The following is a 15,538-nucleotide window of genomic DNA, read 5'->3' as shown; positions in this document are numbered from 1 at the left end:
CCGCGCGCCGTTTCCATGACTACCGCTGCCGGCTCGGACTACCGCTGCTGGCTTGCCGCCTCGGCCTGACGGTCCACCTTCAGGCTGGCAAAAGGACCGGGCCCACGACGTGGCCGAAATTCGTTAGCGCGGCCAGAATCCCGCCGATACGGTTCCCGGATGCTTGATGAGGATGGCTACTTTCCGGAGGCGGTCGCGGCCCGGTACGACGCCGCGGAGGCGTCTCGATTCACGCCGGAGGCCGTCGACCCGGCTGTCGATGTCCTGGCCGAGCTTGCCGGCGATGGACACGCGCTGGAGTTCGGCGTCGGCACCGGACGAATTGCACTGCCCCTGGCCCGCCGAGGCGTACTGGTCCACGGCATCGACCTTTCCCGGGCGATGGTCGCCCAGCTGCGAGCGAAACCGGCCGGAGACACGGTTGACGTGACGATCGGCGATTTCGCCACGACAACCGTCAACGGCTCCTTCGCCGTCGCTTACGTGGTCTTCAACACGATCAAAAACGTGACCACGCAGGAGGGTCAGATCGCGGTCTTCCGCAATGCCGCCGCGCACCTCGAGCCGGGCGGCTGCTTCGTCGTCGAGGTCAATGTGCCGGCGCTGCGCAGCCTGCCGCCTGGGCAGAACGTCCTGCCCTGGGAGGTCGGCGCGCATGGCTGGTCCTACGACGTGTTCGACGTCGCCACCCAGCGGATGAGCTCCAACTACGTCGAGATCGTCGACGGCCACGGCACGTTCCGCTCGATCCCCTTCCGCTACGTCTGGCCGGCGGAACTCGACCTGATGGCCATGCTGGCCGGCCTCAGCCTGCGCGACCGCTGGGCCACCTGGTCCGGCGACCCGTTCACCAGCGAAAGCCGCCAGCACGTCTCGATCTGGCAGAAGCCGGCCGCACCGTAGCACCGCCCCGGCGAAGCAGGCCCGACTACGCTCGCCCGCCAACGCGCGACCGATGGATGGCCACCACCGTGTCGCCACGGTCGCCGATCCGGCCGCAAAGCGACTACGACGACACGTCCGCAGCGATCATGAAGATCGAGGTGGACAGACCCTTTGCCGCGCGATACCAGCTACGGTTGACCCGTCAAGATAAGTAAACGCATACTCCGGGCTCATGCCTTCTGGAGAGCGCAGCGCATCGGAAGGGCTCGCCCCGCTACTGGTACCCGCCGACTGGGCGGAGGTGACACCCGCGTGGTTCACGGCGGTCCTGGCCGAGAGCTGTCCAGGCGCAGTGGTCGAGGACGCCATCCTCGTGGCGCGGGATGACGGCACCAACCGGCGGGCGCGGTTCGACCTCACCTACGCGGCGGGCTCCGGCCCGGACCGCGTCTTTCTGAAGGCCGAGGGCGTCCACCGAGCGGTGCACGCCCGCAACGGCAACCTCTTCAACGAGCCGGACCTGTTCGACTCCGGTGTCCCGATCCCCGTCGACCACCCGCGCTCCTACAGGGTGATCATCGATCGTCCCGGGCTGGACTACCTCATCGTCATGGAGGACGTGACCAGGCGGGGCGGCGACCCGCGGGACTCGACCCGCCCGATGACGGTGGATCAGGTCGCGAACGGGCTGCGCGGGCTGGCCCGCCTGCACAGCCGCTACTGGGGGTTCTCCGCGGCCACCGAGCTGGACCTCGCCTGGGTCCAGACCTGGGCTCCGACCGAAGGCTTCCAGGCCGGGCTGCGGACCTACACGCCGAGAGGCCTGGAACGCGGCGCCGGCCGCCTCCCGGGCGCCGTGACGGCGTACGACGGCGACGGCCACGTCGACGTGTGGGCCCGCTACGTCGCCACGCTGAGCCGGGGACCGGTGACCTTGCTGCATGCGGACGCCCACATCGGCAACACCTACGTGCTGCCCGGCGATGACGTGGGCTTTCTCGACTGGCAGGTGGTGCGCCGCGGCGCCTGGCCGCAGGACGTCGGCTACTTCCTGGTTGGTTCGCTCACCGTCGAGGATCGGCGGCGAGCCGAGGCCGACCTTCTCAAGGAGTACCTCACTGCGCTGGACGTGCCGGACGCGACCCGCCCCTCCTTCGACGACGCCTGGCTCCAGTACCGGGCATCCACCGCCTACGGGCTGACGATCTGGCTGTCGACCCTCGGCACCGACGGGTACCAGAGCCAGGAAATCTCCCTGATCCTCGCCGAACGCTACGCCGCCGCCTACGTCGACCTGGACACCGAATCGGCCCTGGCCGCCATCGAAAGTTGATCATCAGCCGGTGATGCGGGGCCGGAGTCGCCTGCCGGGCCGCTACGGCCGTTCACGGAGGCGGAGACGAAGCCGCAGCGCCGCGACCAGACGCGGAAACTGGTCGCGATACCAGGCTTCAAGCCCTCGGCGGTCATCACACCTTTCAAAGCCCAGCGAGGTAGGGGACGTTTACCGTCCAGGGTTCTTCCACGTCGGCCGGGAGCCAGACCGATTCTGAAGCGCCACCGTCGGACCCAGCCACCACAGGAGCTGCCGGCTGCCACCGGTCCCGCCGGCCACCGGCGGGCCCACCGGATCCGCCCCCGGCCACGGACGCACCTCCCCCGCGCCCTGGCGTTCGCTCGACACAGTCAACTTCGCCGGTCAGGCCTCGGGTATGGCCCGGTTGACGGACCGATCGGCCGGGACGGAAGGTAGCCAGGGCGAACGATGCCGGTCGCGGGCTCACGGCGCGGCGAGCCAGCGATCGGGTGTGGACAGGGGTGGGTGTGGTGGACGGCCGAGGCGGCGGCGACGCGGATGTCATCGTCGTCGGGGCGGGGCTTGCCGGGCTGGTGGCGACGACGGAACTCGCGGACGCCGGGCGGCGGGTGATCCTCATCGAGCAGGAGAACGAGGCGAACTTCGGCGGGCAGGCGTTCTGGTCGCTGGGCGGGCTGTTCTTCGTCAACTCCCCCGAGCAGCGTCGCATGGGTGTGCACGACTCGTTCGAGCTCGCCTGGCAGGACTGGCTTGGCACCGCCGGCTTCGACCGGGAGCGTGAGGATCACTGGCCCCGGCAGTGGGCGCGGGCCTACGTGGAGTGGGCCGCCGGCGAGAAGCGCGCCTGGTTGCACGCGATGGGTGTCCGCTGGTTCCCGATCGTCGGCTGGGCGGAACGCGGCGGCTACGGCGGCGACGGGCCCGGGAACTCGGTACCGCGCTTCCACCTCACCTGGGGCACCGGCCCCGGGGTGGTCGAGCCGTTCGCCCGCCGGGTGCGGGCCGCGGCCGACGCGGGACTCGTCACGTTCCGCTTCCGCCACCAGGTCGACGAGCTGACGCTCACGGCCGGACAGGTCGACGGCGTGCGCGGCACCGTCCTGGAACCGAGCGACACCCCCCGGGGCGTCGCGTCCTCTCGGACGAGCGCCGGTGAGTTCGAGCTGCACGCCCAGGCCGTGATCGTCACGTCCGGCGGGATCGGTGGCAACCAGGAGCTGGTGCGCGCCAACTGGCCGGAACGGCTGGGTGAGCCGCCGAAGCACATGATCACCGGAGTGCCGGCGCATGTCGACGGCCGGATGCTCGCCATCAGCGAGGCCGCCGGCGGAAGCATCGTCAACCGCGACCGGATGTGGCACTACACCGAGGGCATCACGAACTGGGACCCGATCTGGCCGAACCACGGCATCCGGATCCTTCCCGGCCCATCGTCGCTGTGGTTCGACGCGACCGGCAAGCTGCTGCCACCACCGCTTTTCCCCGGCTTCGACACGCTCGGCACGCTCGCGCACATCCAGCGCACCGGGTTCGACCACACCTGGTTCATCCTCACCCAGAAGATCATCGAAAAGGAGTTCGCGCTTTCCGGCTCCGAGCAGAACCCAGACATCACCGGGAAGGACATCCGCCTGCTGCTGCGGCGCCGGTTCGGTGAGGGCGCCCCCGGCCCGATCGAGGCGTTCAAGAAGCACGGCGTCGACTTCGTCGTCCGCGACGACCTGCGTTCACTCGTCGACGGCATGAACGCGCTCACCCCGAGCCCGCTGCTGCGCTTCGACGACATCGAACGCCAGGTGCTCGCCCGCGACCGCGAGATGGCGAACCCCTACACCAAGGACCTGCAGATCGCCGCCCTGCGCGGAGCCCGTCGCTACCGCGGCGACAAGCTGATCCGCGTGGCCACGCCCCACCGGATTCTCGACCCGAAGGCCGGCCCGCTGATCGGCGTCAAGCTGCACCTGCTGACCCGCAAGACCCTCGGCGGCCTGGAGACCGACCTCGACGGCCGGGTGATGCGCCCCGACGGCCGCGAGCCGCTGCCCGGCCTGTACGCCGCGGGCGAGGTCGCCGGCTTCGGCGGCGGCGGCGTCCACGGCTACCGCGCCCTCGAGGGCACCTTCCTTGGCGGCTGCCTCTTCTCCGGCCGCGCCGCGGGCCGCGCCGCCGCGGCGGCCACCGCTACCTGAACGGCTGTCGACCTCGACGCACCCGGGCGAGCGGCGACGACGGACGCGTCCGCCGCAGTCCAGGAATCCACCGGGCAGCGGGCCCAGCGCATGCAGTCAGCTGCGCGGCGCAGGGAAGGGCGGGGGAACGCTAGGCCGGTACTTCCCCTGCACCGAGCGGCGGATCTGCTCGCCGAAGTACTCCTTGGCCTCGTCATCCGACCGGCCGACCAGGTCGATGTACCGGATACCGCGCATCAGGCCCTCAGGCTCGCACTTCTGGATTCGGACGGGAATCAGCCTGCGGTCCAGCCCATTGGGGTCCAGGTCCCAGGCATGTTGCCAGGCGGCATCGACCTTGGGGGATTCGAGGTAGGCACGGGAAAGGACGACGATGGTGCGCCTCGAGAACTTCACCGCGTCGTTGAGCGCCTTCGGGTCGAATCCTCCGGCCTGAACGTCCCATTCCTCCAGGCGGACCTTGTAGCCCTCTTCCTCCTCCAGATACCAGGTGATCCACCGGCCCCAGTCATTGTCCTCCTCGGCGACCGAGACGAAGAAGTCCCACTCGACGATGTTCGACGAGGCCCCGAGGTCGTCCGTGGCCGACGGGCCGGACGACCCGCTCGCGGTGGTTGACCTGCCATCAGCGGTCGACGGCCCGGGGCGCTGCGCCGACACATAGCCCGGCAGCGTGAGCCACGCGGTCCCGGTGAACGACTTCAGCTTCACCGGGACCTCACGGAAGCTCGCCGGCTCAAGCCCCAGGAACCGCTCCCGCACCACGTCGTCGAACAACGCCGACGAGACGATCAGCGCGAGGTTCGCCGCCGGGTTGTCCTTCAGCTCGTCGCGGATCGGCGCCGAGTCCACCAGCCGCGCCCCGACGATCACCGCGGGACCGACCCAGCCCGTCCGGTGACGCGCAGCCTGGCCCTGGTGCATCGCCAGCCGCAGCCGCATCCGCGCCGCGCCGTCATGAACCTGGTTGTAGTCGCTCAGCGCGATCCGCAGCCGGTGCACGAACTCCGCGACGATCACCGCCGTGGGGAACGACGCGTCGACGGTGATGACGAAGCCGTCCCCGGAGTCCTGCCAGCGCAGGACATCCGCCGGCACCTGAGCATCGGAGAACGCCTTCGACACCATCTCCTGAAGCCCGTCCCGCAGGGCCATGTGCACCCGCGCGGACCGCGAGCTGTAGTCGACGATGTCGACGACGACCACCGTCGTCGGCACTAGCAGCCCCGAGAACGCGTCCGAGCCGCCACCCGACGAGCCCGGCTCGAAGCCCCGCTCCTGGCGCGAGCCCCCCGCGAACGCGGACCCACCAGCCCCAGGTCCAGGCCCTGCCCCGGGCCCGAACGCGCTACCGACCGTCTGACCCTCCGCGGGCGTCCCGCCCAGCTCAGCCTCCCGCACCTCGGCGCGCACCGCCTCGTCGAGCCCCGCCTTGAACACATGGTTCGCCGGGTACCGGCTCAGGGCCGCGTCGAGAATCCTCCGCCGGCCCCCAGGCGGATCACCATTACCCAGGGACTGGTTGACGAGCGTCCAACGCTGCTTGGAGCTACTCGAAGGAGGCAGCTCACCCCTGGAGAAACCGGCCTCCATGAGGAGCTGGTCGGCCGAGATCTCCTGGTAGAAGACGTCGGAGAGCTCGCCGACATCCTCCTTGCGGAGTCGGCGGAGCTCCGTCAGCTCGTCGTCAGGCATCTTCCCCCCGGCACGTGCGCACGCATTGACCGTCCGAAGCTCGCGACGGGGCGTCGGCCGCGGCTGAGCCGGCAGCGTGACGAACCTGCTCGCGAATGGCGCGATCGTACCCGTACAAGGAACCCGGAGAGCCGTGGGAGCGCCGCGAAAACGCGGCGTCGGCTTTTGGACAGGGCGACGCCGCACGCGCGCCGCCATCAGGTGAGGAGATGCCCCGTGGTGGCGTCGACGTGGGCGGGGGCGGACTCGACCACTCCGCTCGTGCCCTGTGGCGACCACGGGCGGTTCCCACGTTCACTGCGCCATCGATCGGCCAGGGAGGCGCCCAGCTCCACTCCGACAGCATCGCCACGCCTACGCCGCAGACCTTCACCGTGACCTCCCCACCGGTTCCCTAAGCCGGCTTCGGAGCTGACCCCGCGCCTCGCGGCGAGGGTCACGCGCTGCATCCCGGCCCATATCCACCAGATTTGAGCCGGCAGAATCCACTACGGAGCTTCAGCCACCGGTTCACCTTCTGACCTCGCTAGACGAACCCGTGCCGTCTGGTAGTGCCGGCACTTCCCGCCGCTGTCGGGGCTGCTTAACACCCTCCCCGGCGTTCCCCGGGTCAGGCTGCCCCCAGCTTCGTCAGGCCGCTGCGACGGCCCGACGGTGGAGTCCTTTCACCTCCACTCGATGACACGGTGCTTCGTGGCGCACTAGGGATCGCTTCAAGATGAGCAGTCAGTCCTGGGAGTTCGCGCCTATCTGAGCAGCGCTGTGGGCTGTGTGGCCGGGATAGATGAACAGGCGTCGCGTGGTCTCGCGTCGATTCATGGCCCTCGCCAGCTACTGAACGTAGCCGCTTACCGGCGTTGATCTAGACGATCGAGGACGGGTTGGACGTCGCCAGCGTGGCCATTCAGCGAAGCGGCTGATGGCCCAGCCGCGACACGACGGCGACGACGAAGCCGCCCGTCGATCGTTCTCCAGTACGACGCCCGAGCCGGGTAGCAACGCGCGGTGGCCGCGCTACTGGCTGAGCCCCGCGGCCACCACAGCGTGCTGCCGAAAGATCAGAAGTTGGTGTTCGCGAGCCAGCTTGTCCAGCGCTCCTGCTCGCCGAGGACCTCCACCCGGCCGTCACCGCCAGGGATCCGACGCAGCAGCGCGAGCAGCAGGTCGGCGGCTGCGCCACGCACCGCCACGTCGCCCTTCTCATGAGCATGCTCCCAACCGATCCCGTCCGCGCCGCCGCGGATCGCCCACTCCCCTTCGATGCCGAGACCCTCGTCGGTGGCGTGCAGGTGGACAGTGGCCCCGTCCGGAAGAATCGCGGCGCCGGGCCGCGCGGCGAGCAGGCCGAGCCACTCCGAGATCCCGTCGGCGGCGAACGCGGCCTCAAGCGGGTGCCCGACGCCCAGCGCGAGCGCGGCGTCCACGCGGTGGATCATCGCCTCGTGCATCCGCCGCCGGACCCACCAGCGCGCCGGCCGCGGGCCGGTGAACGTCCATACCGGCACGTCCGGATCGACGGCGACGGCCTCCAGCAGCAGCCGCGGGCTCTCCTGAAGCCAGGCGAGCGCGGGGCCACGGTCCGCCGGCGGCTTGCCGTCCTCGACCGTGCGCGGGTCGAGAACCTCGATGGCCCGGGTCCGGACCATCGCGGCCGCCCACCGGTCAAAGCGCCCGACGTGGCGCATGAGCTGGGTCAGATCCCAGCCCGGGCAGGTCGGAACAGGCTTTGACAGGTCGGCCTCGCCGAGCAGATCGGTGAGGAGCCGGTTCTGCGCCAGCAGGCCAGCGGCGTAGTCCACAGCCGGACCATAACGTTCCTCAAGCCGCCGCGACGAGCGGTCAGCCACCTCGGGCCGCGACAAGCGCGCCGCGGTTGACCTTCGTCGCCTCGCTGCGCGGGATCGCGGTGACGAGCGGGAAGGCTCCTCGACGGGTAAGCGTCGGCTGCTGCCGGTAGGAAGCGGAGCAGGCGCCGCAGGCCGTGATCCATGTCAAAAGGGCGGGCTGACCCGGCCGACCGTCAGCCACCACCTGAAAGTCCCTTTCGACGCCGGCCTGATCAGCCGGGGCAGACGCGGTGTCTGGGCCTACTACCAGCCAGCGCCCGGCGCCTTGGATGAGCTGGCCGCCGTGTTCGGCCTGGCACGGTAGGGACGATCTTCACGTGGATGTCGGTGCCGCTGGCTGATCGCGGGGTGCGGTCAAGTGTCGGACGGCCGCGGCGGATGGTGATACCGACACGCTGAACTCCGTGGCCGTTCCGATCGCGGCAGCGGAGCCGGTGCCCCGCTGCCGCTCCGCCCGGTCAGGGTCCGTTCTCAGCGGCCAGCCGTAGCGATCTGCCTATTGATCTTGATTGGCGGCGTGTGGATGTCGAACGGTGGCTTGGGTACAAAGCTCCGAATGACGCCCGGCTCGAAGATCAGGCAGTGCGTGGAGCCGCCGTACTGGAAGTAGCCGATCTCGTCGCCCTTGTTCACGTGCTGTCCCTCCCGGACTTCGAGAACGCAGGACGAGATCTCGGCCATACCTACGAAGACGCAGGCCACGCTGCCCACGCGCTGGTCGTCGCAGGCGATCACGATCACCGCCCGGGTGGCCACCTCGGTGATGTAGCCCTGGGAGTCGTTGGGGCCGCTCGGGTCCAGGCCCTCCGCCTCGAGGTCGGAGTAATAAGTGCCGTCCACCAGATAGGTGGTGACGATGGTGCCGCTTACAGGTGCGTGCCAGCGGTGATAGTTGTAGGCGCTGAGGAATGCCTGATAAACGTCGCCGCCGACGAATTGTTCGGCCAGCGTCTGGTGTGCGTTCGTGAAGATGTCCCGTAGGGAGTACGGTTGCGCCTTGATCCAGAAGCGGTCCGTCAGCTGCGTGTTGTTCTGAATATTGTAGGGCGTGGCCTCGCAGGCGCTTACGATTACCGTGTTGTCGGTCGGCGCGTCCACTGGCCGGGCATCGGGTTTGAACTCCCGAGTGAAGAAGTCGTTCCACGACGCAAAACCCCAGTACCGCCTGGTGTCGTCGTACACGAATTCTGACATACTGATATAGCTGATGGCCTCGGGGCAGAACCATCCCGTGGGCGGTTCGGTGGTGAGGAAATTCCGCGAGTCGGGTCCGCTCAGAAAGTCGCACCAGTACCGCAGCACAGCCTTGAACTTCGCGTTGAGCTCCGGTGAGCGGAACAGCGCAAACCCGGCCGGCATGCACATGGGCCAGTCGAGCAGCGCGTTGAGGGGACAGCCCACCAGCTCCGTTTTGTCGAACGGCGGAGCGTAGGTCATGAGCGCGTCAATCATGACCATCAGTTCGTCGGCGTTGGTGTAGCCGAGCTGGTATCCGGCCTCCAGCGCTTGCTCGATGGCCTGGGTGAAGTACATGCGCAGAACAGGATCGGAATTCACGAGAGACGCGAGGTCCTGCACGGGGGGCGAGAGCCGTATGCCGGGCCCCCGCTTTTTGGCCTGCTCCGCCAGGTTGGTTCGAAAGGCCGCGAGTGCCGCTTCACTGACGGGCAGCCATCGCCCACGCCGGCTGGCACGGACCGCGATGGTGTCCACATCGTTATTCATGTGATGAGTCCTTCACCTTCCTGATGGTAAGGGGATGGCTTGTATTGCCCGCGACCGGGTGTGACCCCTGTTCCAGATGTCAGGATGGTCGATGATTGCGGTTTTCTCGATCGTGGCGATCTCGTCGCGCGGCGTCTGAGGCTAACATGGAATGATTGGCTGGCCGGGGATTCTGAAACTCGAAATGATGGTCGTCACCTGAGGGCGTACCCGCTGGGGTGAATTGCGACTGGTCAGGTGGTCTTCTGGGGCATCTAGGGTTTTCCGATGGTGAGCTGGGAATGTCGAAGACCTGGCGCCGCGTCGTCCCGACCATCGTGGCGGGGTCGAGTCCCCGACTACAGCCGGCGCACCACGACAGCTCGTGCCGCACGATCTCGTCCAGATCTGTCACCTGACACAACGTCCGCCCAGGGTGACCGTGTGCTTGCCGAAAATGTAATCCGCCCTGGTCAGGGCAGTCGAAGCGGTGGCCGTCGGCCGTGGGCCCTTCCAGCACCCACCCTGGTCCGTCGGGGCCTGCGATTGCGCGAGGATGCCGCTTCGTGTTGCTTCGGCTGACTTACCTCGGTGTCACGAGCACGTTCGCGCTGCTACGCCTGCTGCCCTGCAGTGATCGTGACAAGGATGTCGAGATTCTCACGCTGCGCCACCCGATCGCCGTGCTCCACCGTCAGCTCGACGGCCAACGGATCCAGTTCCAGCCGGCCGACCGCGCCCTGCTGGCGGCGCTCCTGTACACGTTGCCGCGGCCGACACTGGACCGCCTGAGACTCCGGTGCGCCCGGAGACCGTCCTGCGCTGGCACCGCAGCCTGATCGCCCGCCACCACGCCGCTGCCTCGCGCCCCAGGCGGCGCGGCCGGCCCCGCACCGTGCGCTCGATCCGCGCCCTGGTGCTACGGCTGGCCCGGGAGAACAGCGGCTGGGGCTACCGGCGGATACACGGAGAACTGCTGGTACTCGGGGTGAAGGTCGCCCCGTCCACGGTCTGGGAGATCCTGCACGAGGCAGGTATCGACCCCGCCCCCGACCGGGCCGTGACCACCTGGGCCGACTTCCTACGTTCCCAGGCCCACGGCCTGCTCGCCGCTGATTTCCTCGAGACGGTGACCCTGTTGGGACACGTCTCTACATCCTCGCGGTGATCGAGCAACTCCACCCGACGCATCCGGATCCTCGGCGCCACCGCGCACCCCACCGCCGCCTGGGTCACCCAGCCGCACCACCATGAACCACGATCATGCGCCACCGCACCTGGCGAGGAAACCGCAGGTCAACGGCCCGAAACCGAGTTCTGGCACGGTATACGCACATCTTGTTTCGCGTCTTAGGATATGTCCACTCGGAGGCGGGCAGGAGAGGGATGTACCTCGCCCCCTGGGAGGCCAGCGGATGTCCGAGTCCGTCGACGCGACCCGCGAACCAGCGGCGCCCGCCGAACCCACCTTTGATCGCAGGTCCCGGCTCGTCGGCATCGCGCAGCGGCGCTGGGTCGCCGCGCTGACCGACCTTGGTGGCCGCAACACGCTGCTCTACTACAAGGATCGCCGGGCGGGCACCCTCGACCTGGCGGGAGCCGATCCCAAGGCCCTCGAGAGGCTGCTGCGCTCGGGTTCCGTCCGCGTCACCCGGCTCTTCGCCGACGTCGACGCACGCGCCGACGCCATCCGTCGCGTCCAGACCATTCACCGAAAGGCCCGCGAACTGCTGGAGGAGCGTGGCATCCGGGCAGGCTATCTGGCGGCCGGCCTGGCCCGGTGGGATGAGCTGTTTCTGGAGCCCGCGGCGCCCGTGCTGCTGCGTGGACTCACCATCACGCCCACGCGCGCCCGCCACGATGACTTCGAGCTGAGCCTGGACGGCGACTGGGAACTCAACCCGGTCCTCCTCCACAAGCTCGCCACCGTCTACGGCGCCGCCACCGACAAGATCACGGAGAAGCTCGCCGGCAAGCTCGATGCCAAACTCGACGGGATTCCCGCCACCCTGCGCGAGGAGCTGACCCGGATCGCCGAGGCCGCCGAGGTGCCCGGTTTTGAGATTCGCGACCGCCGGGTTATCGGCACCTTCACCTACGCCAAGCTTCCGATGGTGCGCGATCTGCAAGCGGCAGGCGACCTGCTGAATGACAGCGACATCGTGGCCGCCATCGCCGGTGATCCGGACGCGCAGGCGCTGCTCGCCGCGGAGTCCGGCGCGGAAGGTGCGCTCAGCGACGCTCCGGAAGAGGACTTCTCCGTCCTGGACGCCGACTCCTCCCAACGCAGCGCGATCGATGCCGTGTTGTCCGGTCGCAGCCTGCTCATCCACGGCCCGCCCGGCACCGGCAAGAGCCAGACCATCGCCAACCTGATCGCCGCCCTCGTCGCCCGCGGCCGCAAGGTCCTCTTCGTCGCCGAGAAACGTGCCGCCGTGGACGCGGTGCTGTCCCGCCTCAAAGGCGTCGACCTCGGTGACATGATCCTCGACATCCACGACGGCACCCGCGACCGGGTCCGCATCGCCCGCGATCTTGGCGCGACCCTCGAGCTGGCCCGGCAGGCCGGCGACGCCGATGTCCGGGACCTGCACCGGCGTCTCGCGGACCGGCAGCGTCGTCTCACCGAGCACGTCGCCGCGCTGCACCGGCCGCACGAACCCTGGGGCTTGACCCCCTTCGCGATGCAGGCGGCGCTGCTGGGCGTCCCGCCCGCCGCCCGGACCACGGTACGGCTCGCCGCGCCGCACCAGATCGGCCGCGACGATGCCGACCGGATTCGCGACGACCTGCGCGAGTTCACCCACCTGGGCGGCTTCACGCTGCGCCCCGCCACGACGCCGTGGTACGGCGCGGCCCTGCATCGGCCGGAAGACGCGCGGATGGCCGGCGACCTTGCGGCCCGGCTCAGCGCGTACACGCTGCCGCGGTTCGCCGACCGGACGGCCGCGGCCTGCGCGGAGGCAGGCCTGCGCCAGCCCGCGACGTACGCCGAGCGCGCGGCCCGCATCCGGCTCTTCCATGCCATCGCGCGAACCCTGCGCATCCTCGGCCCAGACGCGTACGTCCAGCCGGCCCTGCTGGCCCGCGCCACCGGGGACGCGCCAGGCCTGGGTCGGCGCGAACGCCGCGGCCTGCGCCGCGAGGCCGAATCCCTGTGGCGCGGCCGGGAAGATGCGGCCGGGTCCCCCGAGGTGACCGGGCGCGGCGGCGACCGCCCGGGCCGTCAGGGTCAGGGAGGGCCGTCCCGGGAGGAACTGCATCAGGCGCTGCGGGACGCCGCCGCCCAGCGGGCGGCGTGGGACACGCTCGCGGCCGCGGGCTCCCTACCGCTGCTGCCGTCGCGGTTCGCGGACCTGGTCGAGTCGTACGAGGAGTGCGAGGCACAGCTCGCGGCCCTGACAGTGGCCGTGCCGCGGCTGGAGGACCCGGAGGTCGGCCTGGAGGCGCGGGTCGCGGCGCTCGCCGCGGACCTGGAGACGGCGTGGAAGCTCCCGCGGCTGTACGAGCTCGGGGCGCGGTTCCACGACCTCGGTCTCGTGCCGCTGCTGGACGAACTGGCGCGACGGGAAACCACGCCCGAGTTGGCGGCGGCCGCATTCGACCATGCGTGGTACTCGTCCATTCTCGACCATGTGCGGGTACGTGATCCGCGGTATCTGGCGGACCGCGGACGGTCGCTGGACGAGATCGCCGACGAGTTCCAGGCGCGCGACATCGAGCACCTGGCGGCCAACCGGCGACGGGTGCGCGGCGCCTGGGCCGAGAGTCTGCGCAGCGCCCAGGATCGGCACCCGCTGCAGGCGCGAGTGATCCGCAAGCAGGCGGCGCTACGGCGCGGGCACCTGCCGCTGCGCCGGCTTCTGGATCAGACCAGCGACGTGCTGTTCTCGCTGAAGCCGTGCTGGGCGATGTCGCCGCTGATGGTCAGCCAGGTGCTGCCGCCGGCACGGCTGTTCGACGTGGTCATCTTCGACGAGGCCAGCCAGATCGTGCCTGCCGATGCCATCCCTTCGATCGTGCGCGCCCATCAGATCGTCGTGGCGGGCGACGACCGTCAACTGCCCCCGACGAACTTCTTCCGCCAGGTCGACGACGGGGATGAGGAAACCGACCTCGAGGACGAGGGAGCCCCGCCCGACGATGCGGACGCGGGGGTGCGCTGGGGCGAGACGGACGCGGGAATTCGAGCGGCCGGGATGGCGGAGGTGTCTTTCGGGGTGGGCTTCGAATCGGTGCTGGACGCGCTTCGGCCACTGCTGCCGACCTGCCCGCTGAGCTGGCATTACCGCAGCCGCGACGAGCGGCTGGTCGCGTTCTCCAACACCCGCATCTACGGCGGGGCGCTGACCACCTTCCCCGGCGTCTTCCGCGACGACTGTCTGCGGCACGTCGTCGTCGCGCAGGACCCGACGCCAGGCCAGGAGGTCTCGGTCACCGCTGAGGTGGACAAGGTCGTCGAGCTCATCCTCGAACACGCCGCGACCCTCCCTCACGAATCGCTGGGCGTCATCGCGCTCGGGCGCAAGCACGCCGAGCGCATCGATGCGGCGCTGCGGGAGGTGCTGCGCCAGCGCCCGGACGTCGAGGGATTCTTCGCTGAGGACCGGCCCGAACCGTTTTTCGTGAAGAATCTCGAGCGGGTGCAGGGCGACGAGCGCGACGCCATCATCCTGTCGATCGGCTACGGCAAGCACCCCGACGGCCGGATGCGCTACCAGTGGGGACCGCTGCTGCGGGACGGCGGCGAACGGCGGCTCAACGTCGCCGCGACCCGCGCCAAGCACCGGCTCACCCTGGTGAGCTCGTTCTCCAGCCATGACGTGGACCCCGACCGGGTCACGAAGGCGGGCGCCCGGCTGCTCGCCGACTACCTGGAGTACGCCGGCTCGGGCGGAACCCCGACAGGCTCGTCGGGCGACCGTGAACTGGACGCGTTCGAGGCGGACGTCCGGCGGCAGCTCGCGTCGCACGGGATCTCCGTCGTCCCGCAGTACGGCGTCGGTGGCTACCGCGTCGACTTCGCCGTCACGCACCCCGACGACCCCGACCGCATGGTTCTCGCCATCGAATCCGACGGTGCCGCCTACCGCGACTCGCGCAGCGTCCGCGACCGCGATCGGCTGCGGCAGGAACACCTGGAACGCCTCGGCTGGCACTTCCACCGGCTCTGGTCCACCAACTGGTTCCACGACCCGAGATCGGAGATCGCCAGGCTCCGCGAGGCCTACGACGCCGCCATCACCGTGGACGGTCCGCCGCGCCCGGAGCCGGGAATCGAACCGGTTCCCGACGCACCGTCCGGAGCGCGATCCCAGCCGCAACCGGGACCACGATCCGCGCCGCAACCGCCGCAGCAACCGCAATCTGAGCCGCAGGATGGACCGCACGCCGCGGCGCGCTCCGGATCGCCTCCGGGGCCGAGCGGCGCGTCAGCCGCCGAACCGAGGCCCGACACGCCGGAAGTGCGGCGATCTCCGGGCGCCGCACTCGCCGAGGCGCAACCCGCCCGGTCGGCCGACCCTCGGCAGCCCGCCCCGGTAAGACGCCCTATCCCCATCGCTCCGGCGAGCGGCCCTGGCCACGAGCTGGAACCTCGTCGACCGCGCGGCCTGACGTGCCCCGAGCAGCCCCTGGAGTAGCACGCTCAATGCTTTGCTGGGCGAACTGCTCGGGAGTGACGTCGACGAAATCGATGGTGCGCCCGAGCACTTCGGCGAGGGTCTCAACCTCCTCGCGGGCTCCAGAGCTGGTCGAAGCTCGCGAGCGCCGCCGCGAGCTCGACAGGTTGGCCTGGCCCGGTGCTCATGCCTCCATCATCGCGGCGCCGGCCGCGCCGCGTCATCGGCCGAGGGCCAGGTGTGCGGCCGAAGTCGTCGATCGACGAGATCGGATATGTG

9 protein-coding genes are annotated in these 15,538 nt (G+C 69.6%); 6 read left to right on the top strand and 3 right to left on the bottom strand.

The window, feature by feature from the left end; all coding sequences use genetic code 11:
- The first annotated feature begins 159 nt into the window (after positions 1–159).
- The 3 genes from QOZ89_RS37235 to QOZ89_RS37225 all read left to right on the top strand — a co-directional run bounded on the left by QOZ89_RS37235 (position 160) and on the right by QOZ89_RS37225 (position 4,392).
- Complete coding sequence (locus tag QOZ89_RS37235; protein WP_071047961.1) at positions 160–903, top strand: class I SAM-dependent DNA methyltransferase; 744 nt, start codon at positions 160–162, stop codon at positions 901–903.
- A 214-nt stretch (positions 904–1,117) separates the two neighbouring features.
- Positions 1,118–2,218: a phosphotransferase gene (locus tag QOZ89_RS37230; protein WP_312628631.1), complete on the top strand. Its 1,101-nt coding sequence runs from the start codon at positions 1,118–1,120 to the stop codon at positions 2,216–2,218.
- Positions 2,219–2,712: 494 nt separating this feature from the next.
- Positions 2,713–4,392: an FAD-binding dehydrogenase gene (locus QOZ89_RS37225; RefSeq protein WP_312628629.1), complete on the top strand. Its 1,680-nt coding sequence runs from the start codon at positions 2,713–2,715 to the stop codon at positions 4,390–4,392.
- A 96-nt stretch (positions 4,393–4,488) separates the two neighbouring features.
- On the opposite strand, the gene QOZ89_RS37220 is transcribed toward QOZ89_RS37225, so the two are convergent.
- The 3 genes from QOZ89_RS37220 to QOZ89_RS37210 all read right to left on the bottom strand — a co-directional run bounded on the left by QOZ89_RS37220 (position 4,489) and on the right by QOZ89_RS37210 (position 9,659).
- A complete protein-coding gene (locus tag QOZ89_RS37220) occupies positions 4,489–6,087 on the bottom strand; it encodes a toll/interleukin-1 receptor domain-containing protein (RefSeq protein ID WP_312628627.1) in 1,599 nt (532 codons plus the stop codon).
- Positions 6,088–7,145: 1,058 nt separating this feature from the next.
- Positions 7,146–7,886, bottom strand: coding sequence for a maleylpyruvate isomerase family mycothiol-dependent enzyme (locus QOZ89_RS37215; protein ID WP_312628625.1), 741 nt, complete (start codon positions 7,884–7,886; stop codon positions 7,146–7,148).
- Between the two features lie 519 nt (positions 7,887–8,405).
- The gene (locus QOZ89_RS37210) at positions 8,406–9,659 is read right to left on the bottom strand and encodes a phosphatidylserine decarboxylase family protein (RefSeq protein ID WP_071047967.1); all 1,254 of its coding nucleotides are present in this window, start codon (positions 9,657–9,659) and stop codon (positions 8,406–8,408) included.
- Between the two features lie 545 nt (positions 9,660–10,204).
- Between QOZ89_RS37210 and QOZ89_RS48430 the strand changes: the two genes are divergently transcribed.
- The 3 genes from QOZ89_RS48430 (at position 10,205) to QOZ89_RS37195 (ending at position 15,280) form a co-directional block, all read left to right on the top strand.
- Positions 10,205–10,477, top strand: a complete 273-nt coding sequence (locus tag QOZ89_RS48430) for a hypothetical protein (RefSeq protein ID WP_241841614.1) — start codon at positions 10,205–10,207, stop codon at positions 10,475–10,477.
- Positions 10,438–10,806, top strand: a complete 369-nt coding sequence (locus QOZ89_RS48425) for a hypothetical protein (RefSeq protein WP_241841615.1) — start codon at positions 10,438–10,440, stop codon at positions 10,804–10,806. The genes QOZ89_RS48430 and QOZ89_RS48425 overlap by 40 nt, the downstream gene beginning before the upstream one ends.
- A gap of 247 nt (positions 10,807–11,053) precedes the next feature.
- The gene (locus QOZ89_RS37195; RefSeq protein WP_071047968.1) at positions 11,054–15,280 is read left to right on the top strand and encodes a PDDEXK-like endonuclease domain-containing protein; all 4,227 of its coding nucleotides are present in this window, start codon (positions 11,054–11,056) and stop codon (positions 15,278–15,280) included.
- Positions 15,281–15,538 lie beyond the last annotated feature (258 nt).

This window comes from Pseudofrankia coriaricola (assembly GCF_032027725.1).
Lineage (GTDB): Bacteria > Actinomycetota > Actinomycetes > Frankiales > Frankiaceae > Pseudofrankia.
This window is presented reverse-complemented; position numbering and strand designations above follow the sequence as displayed.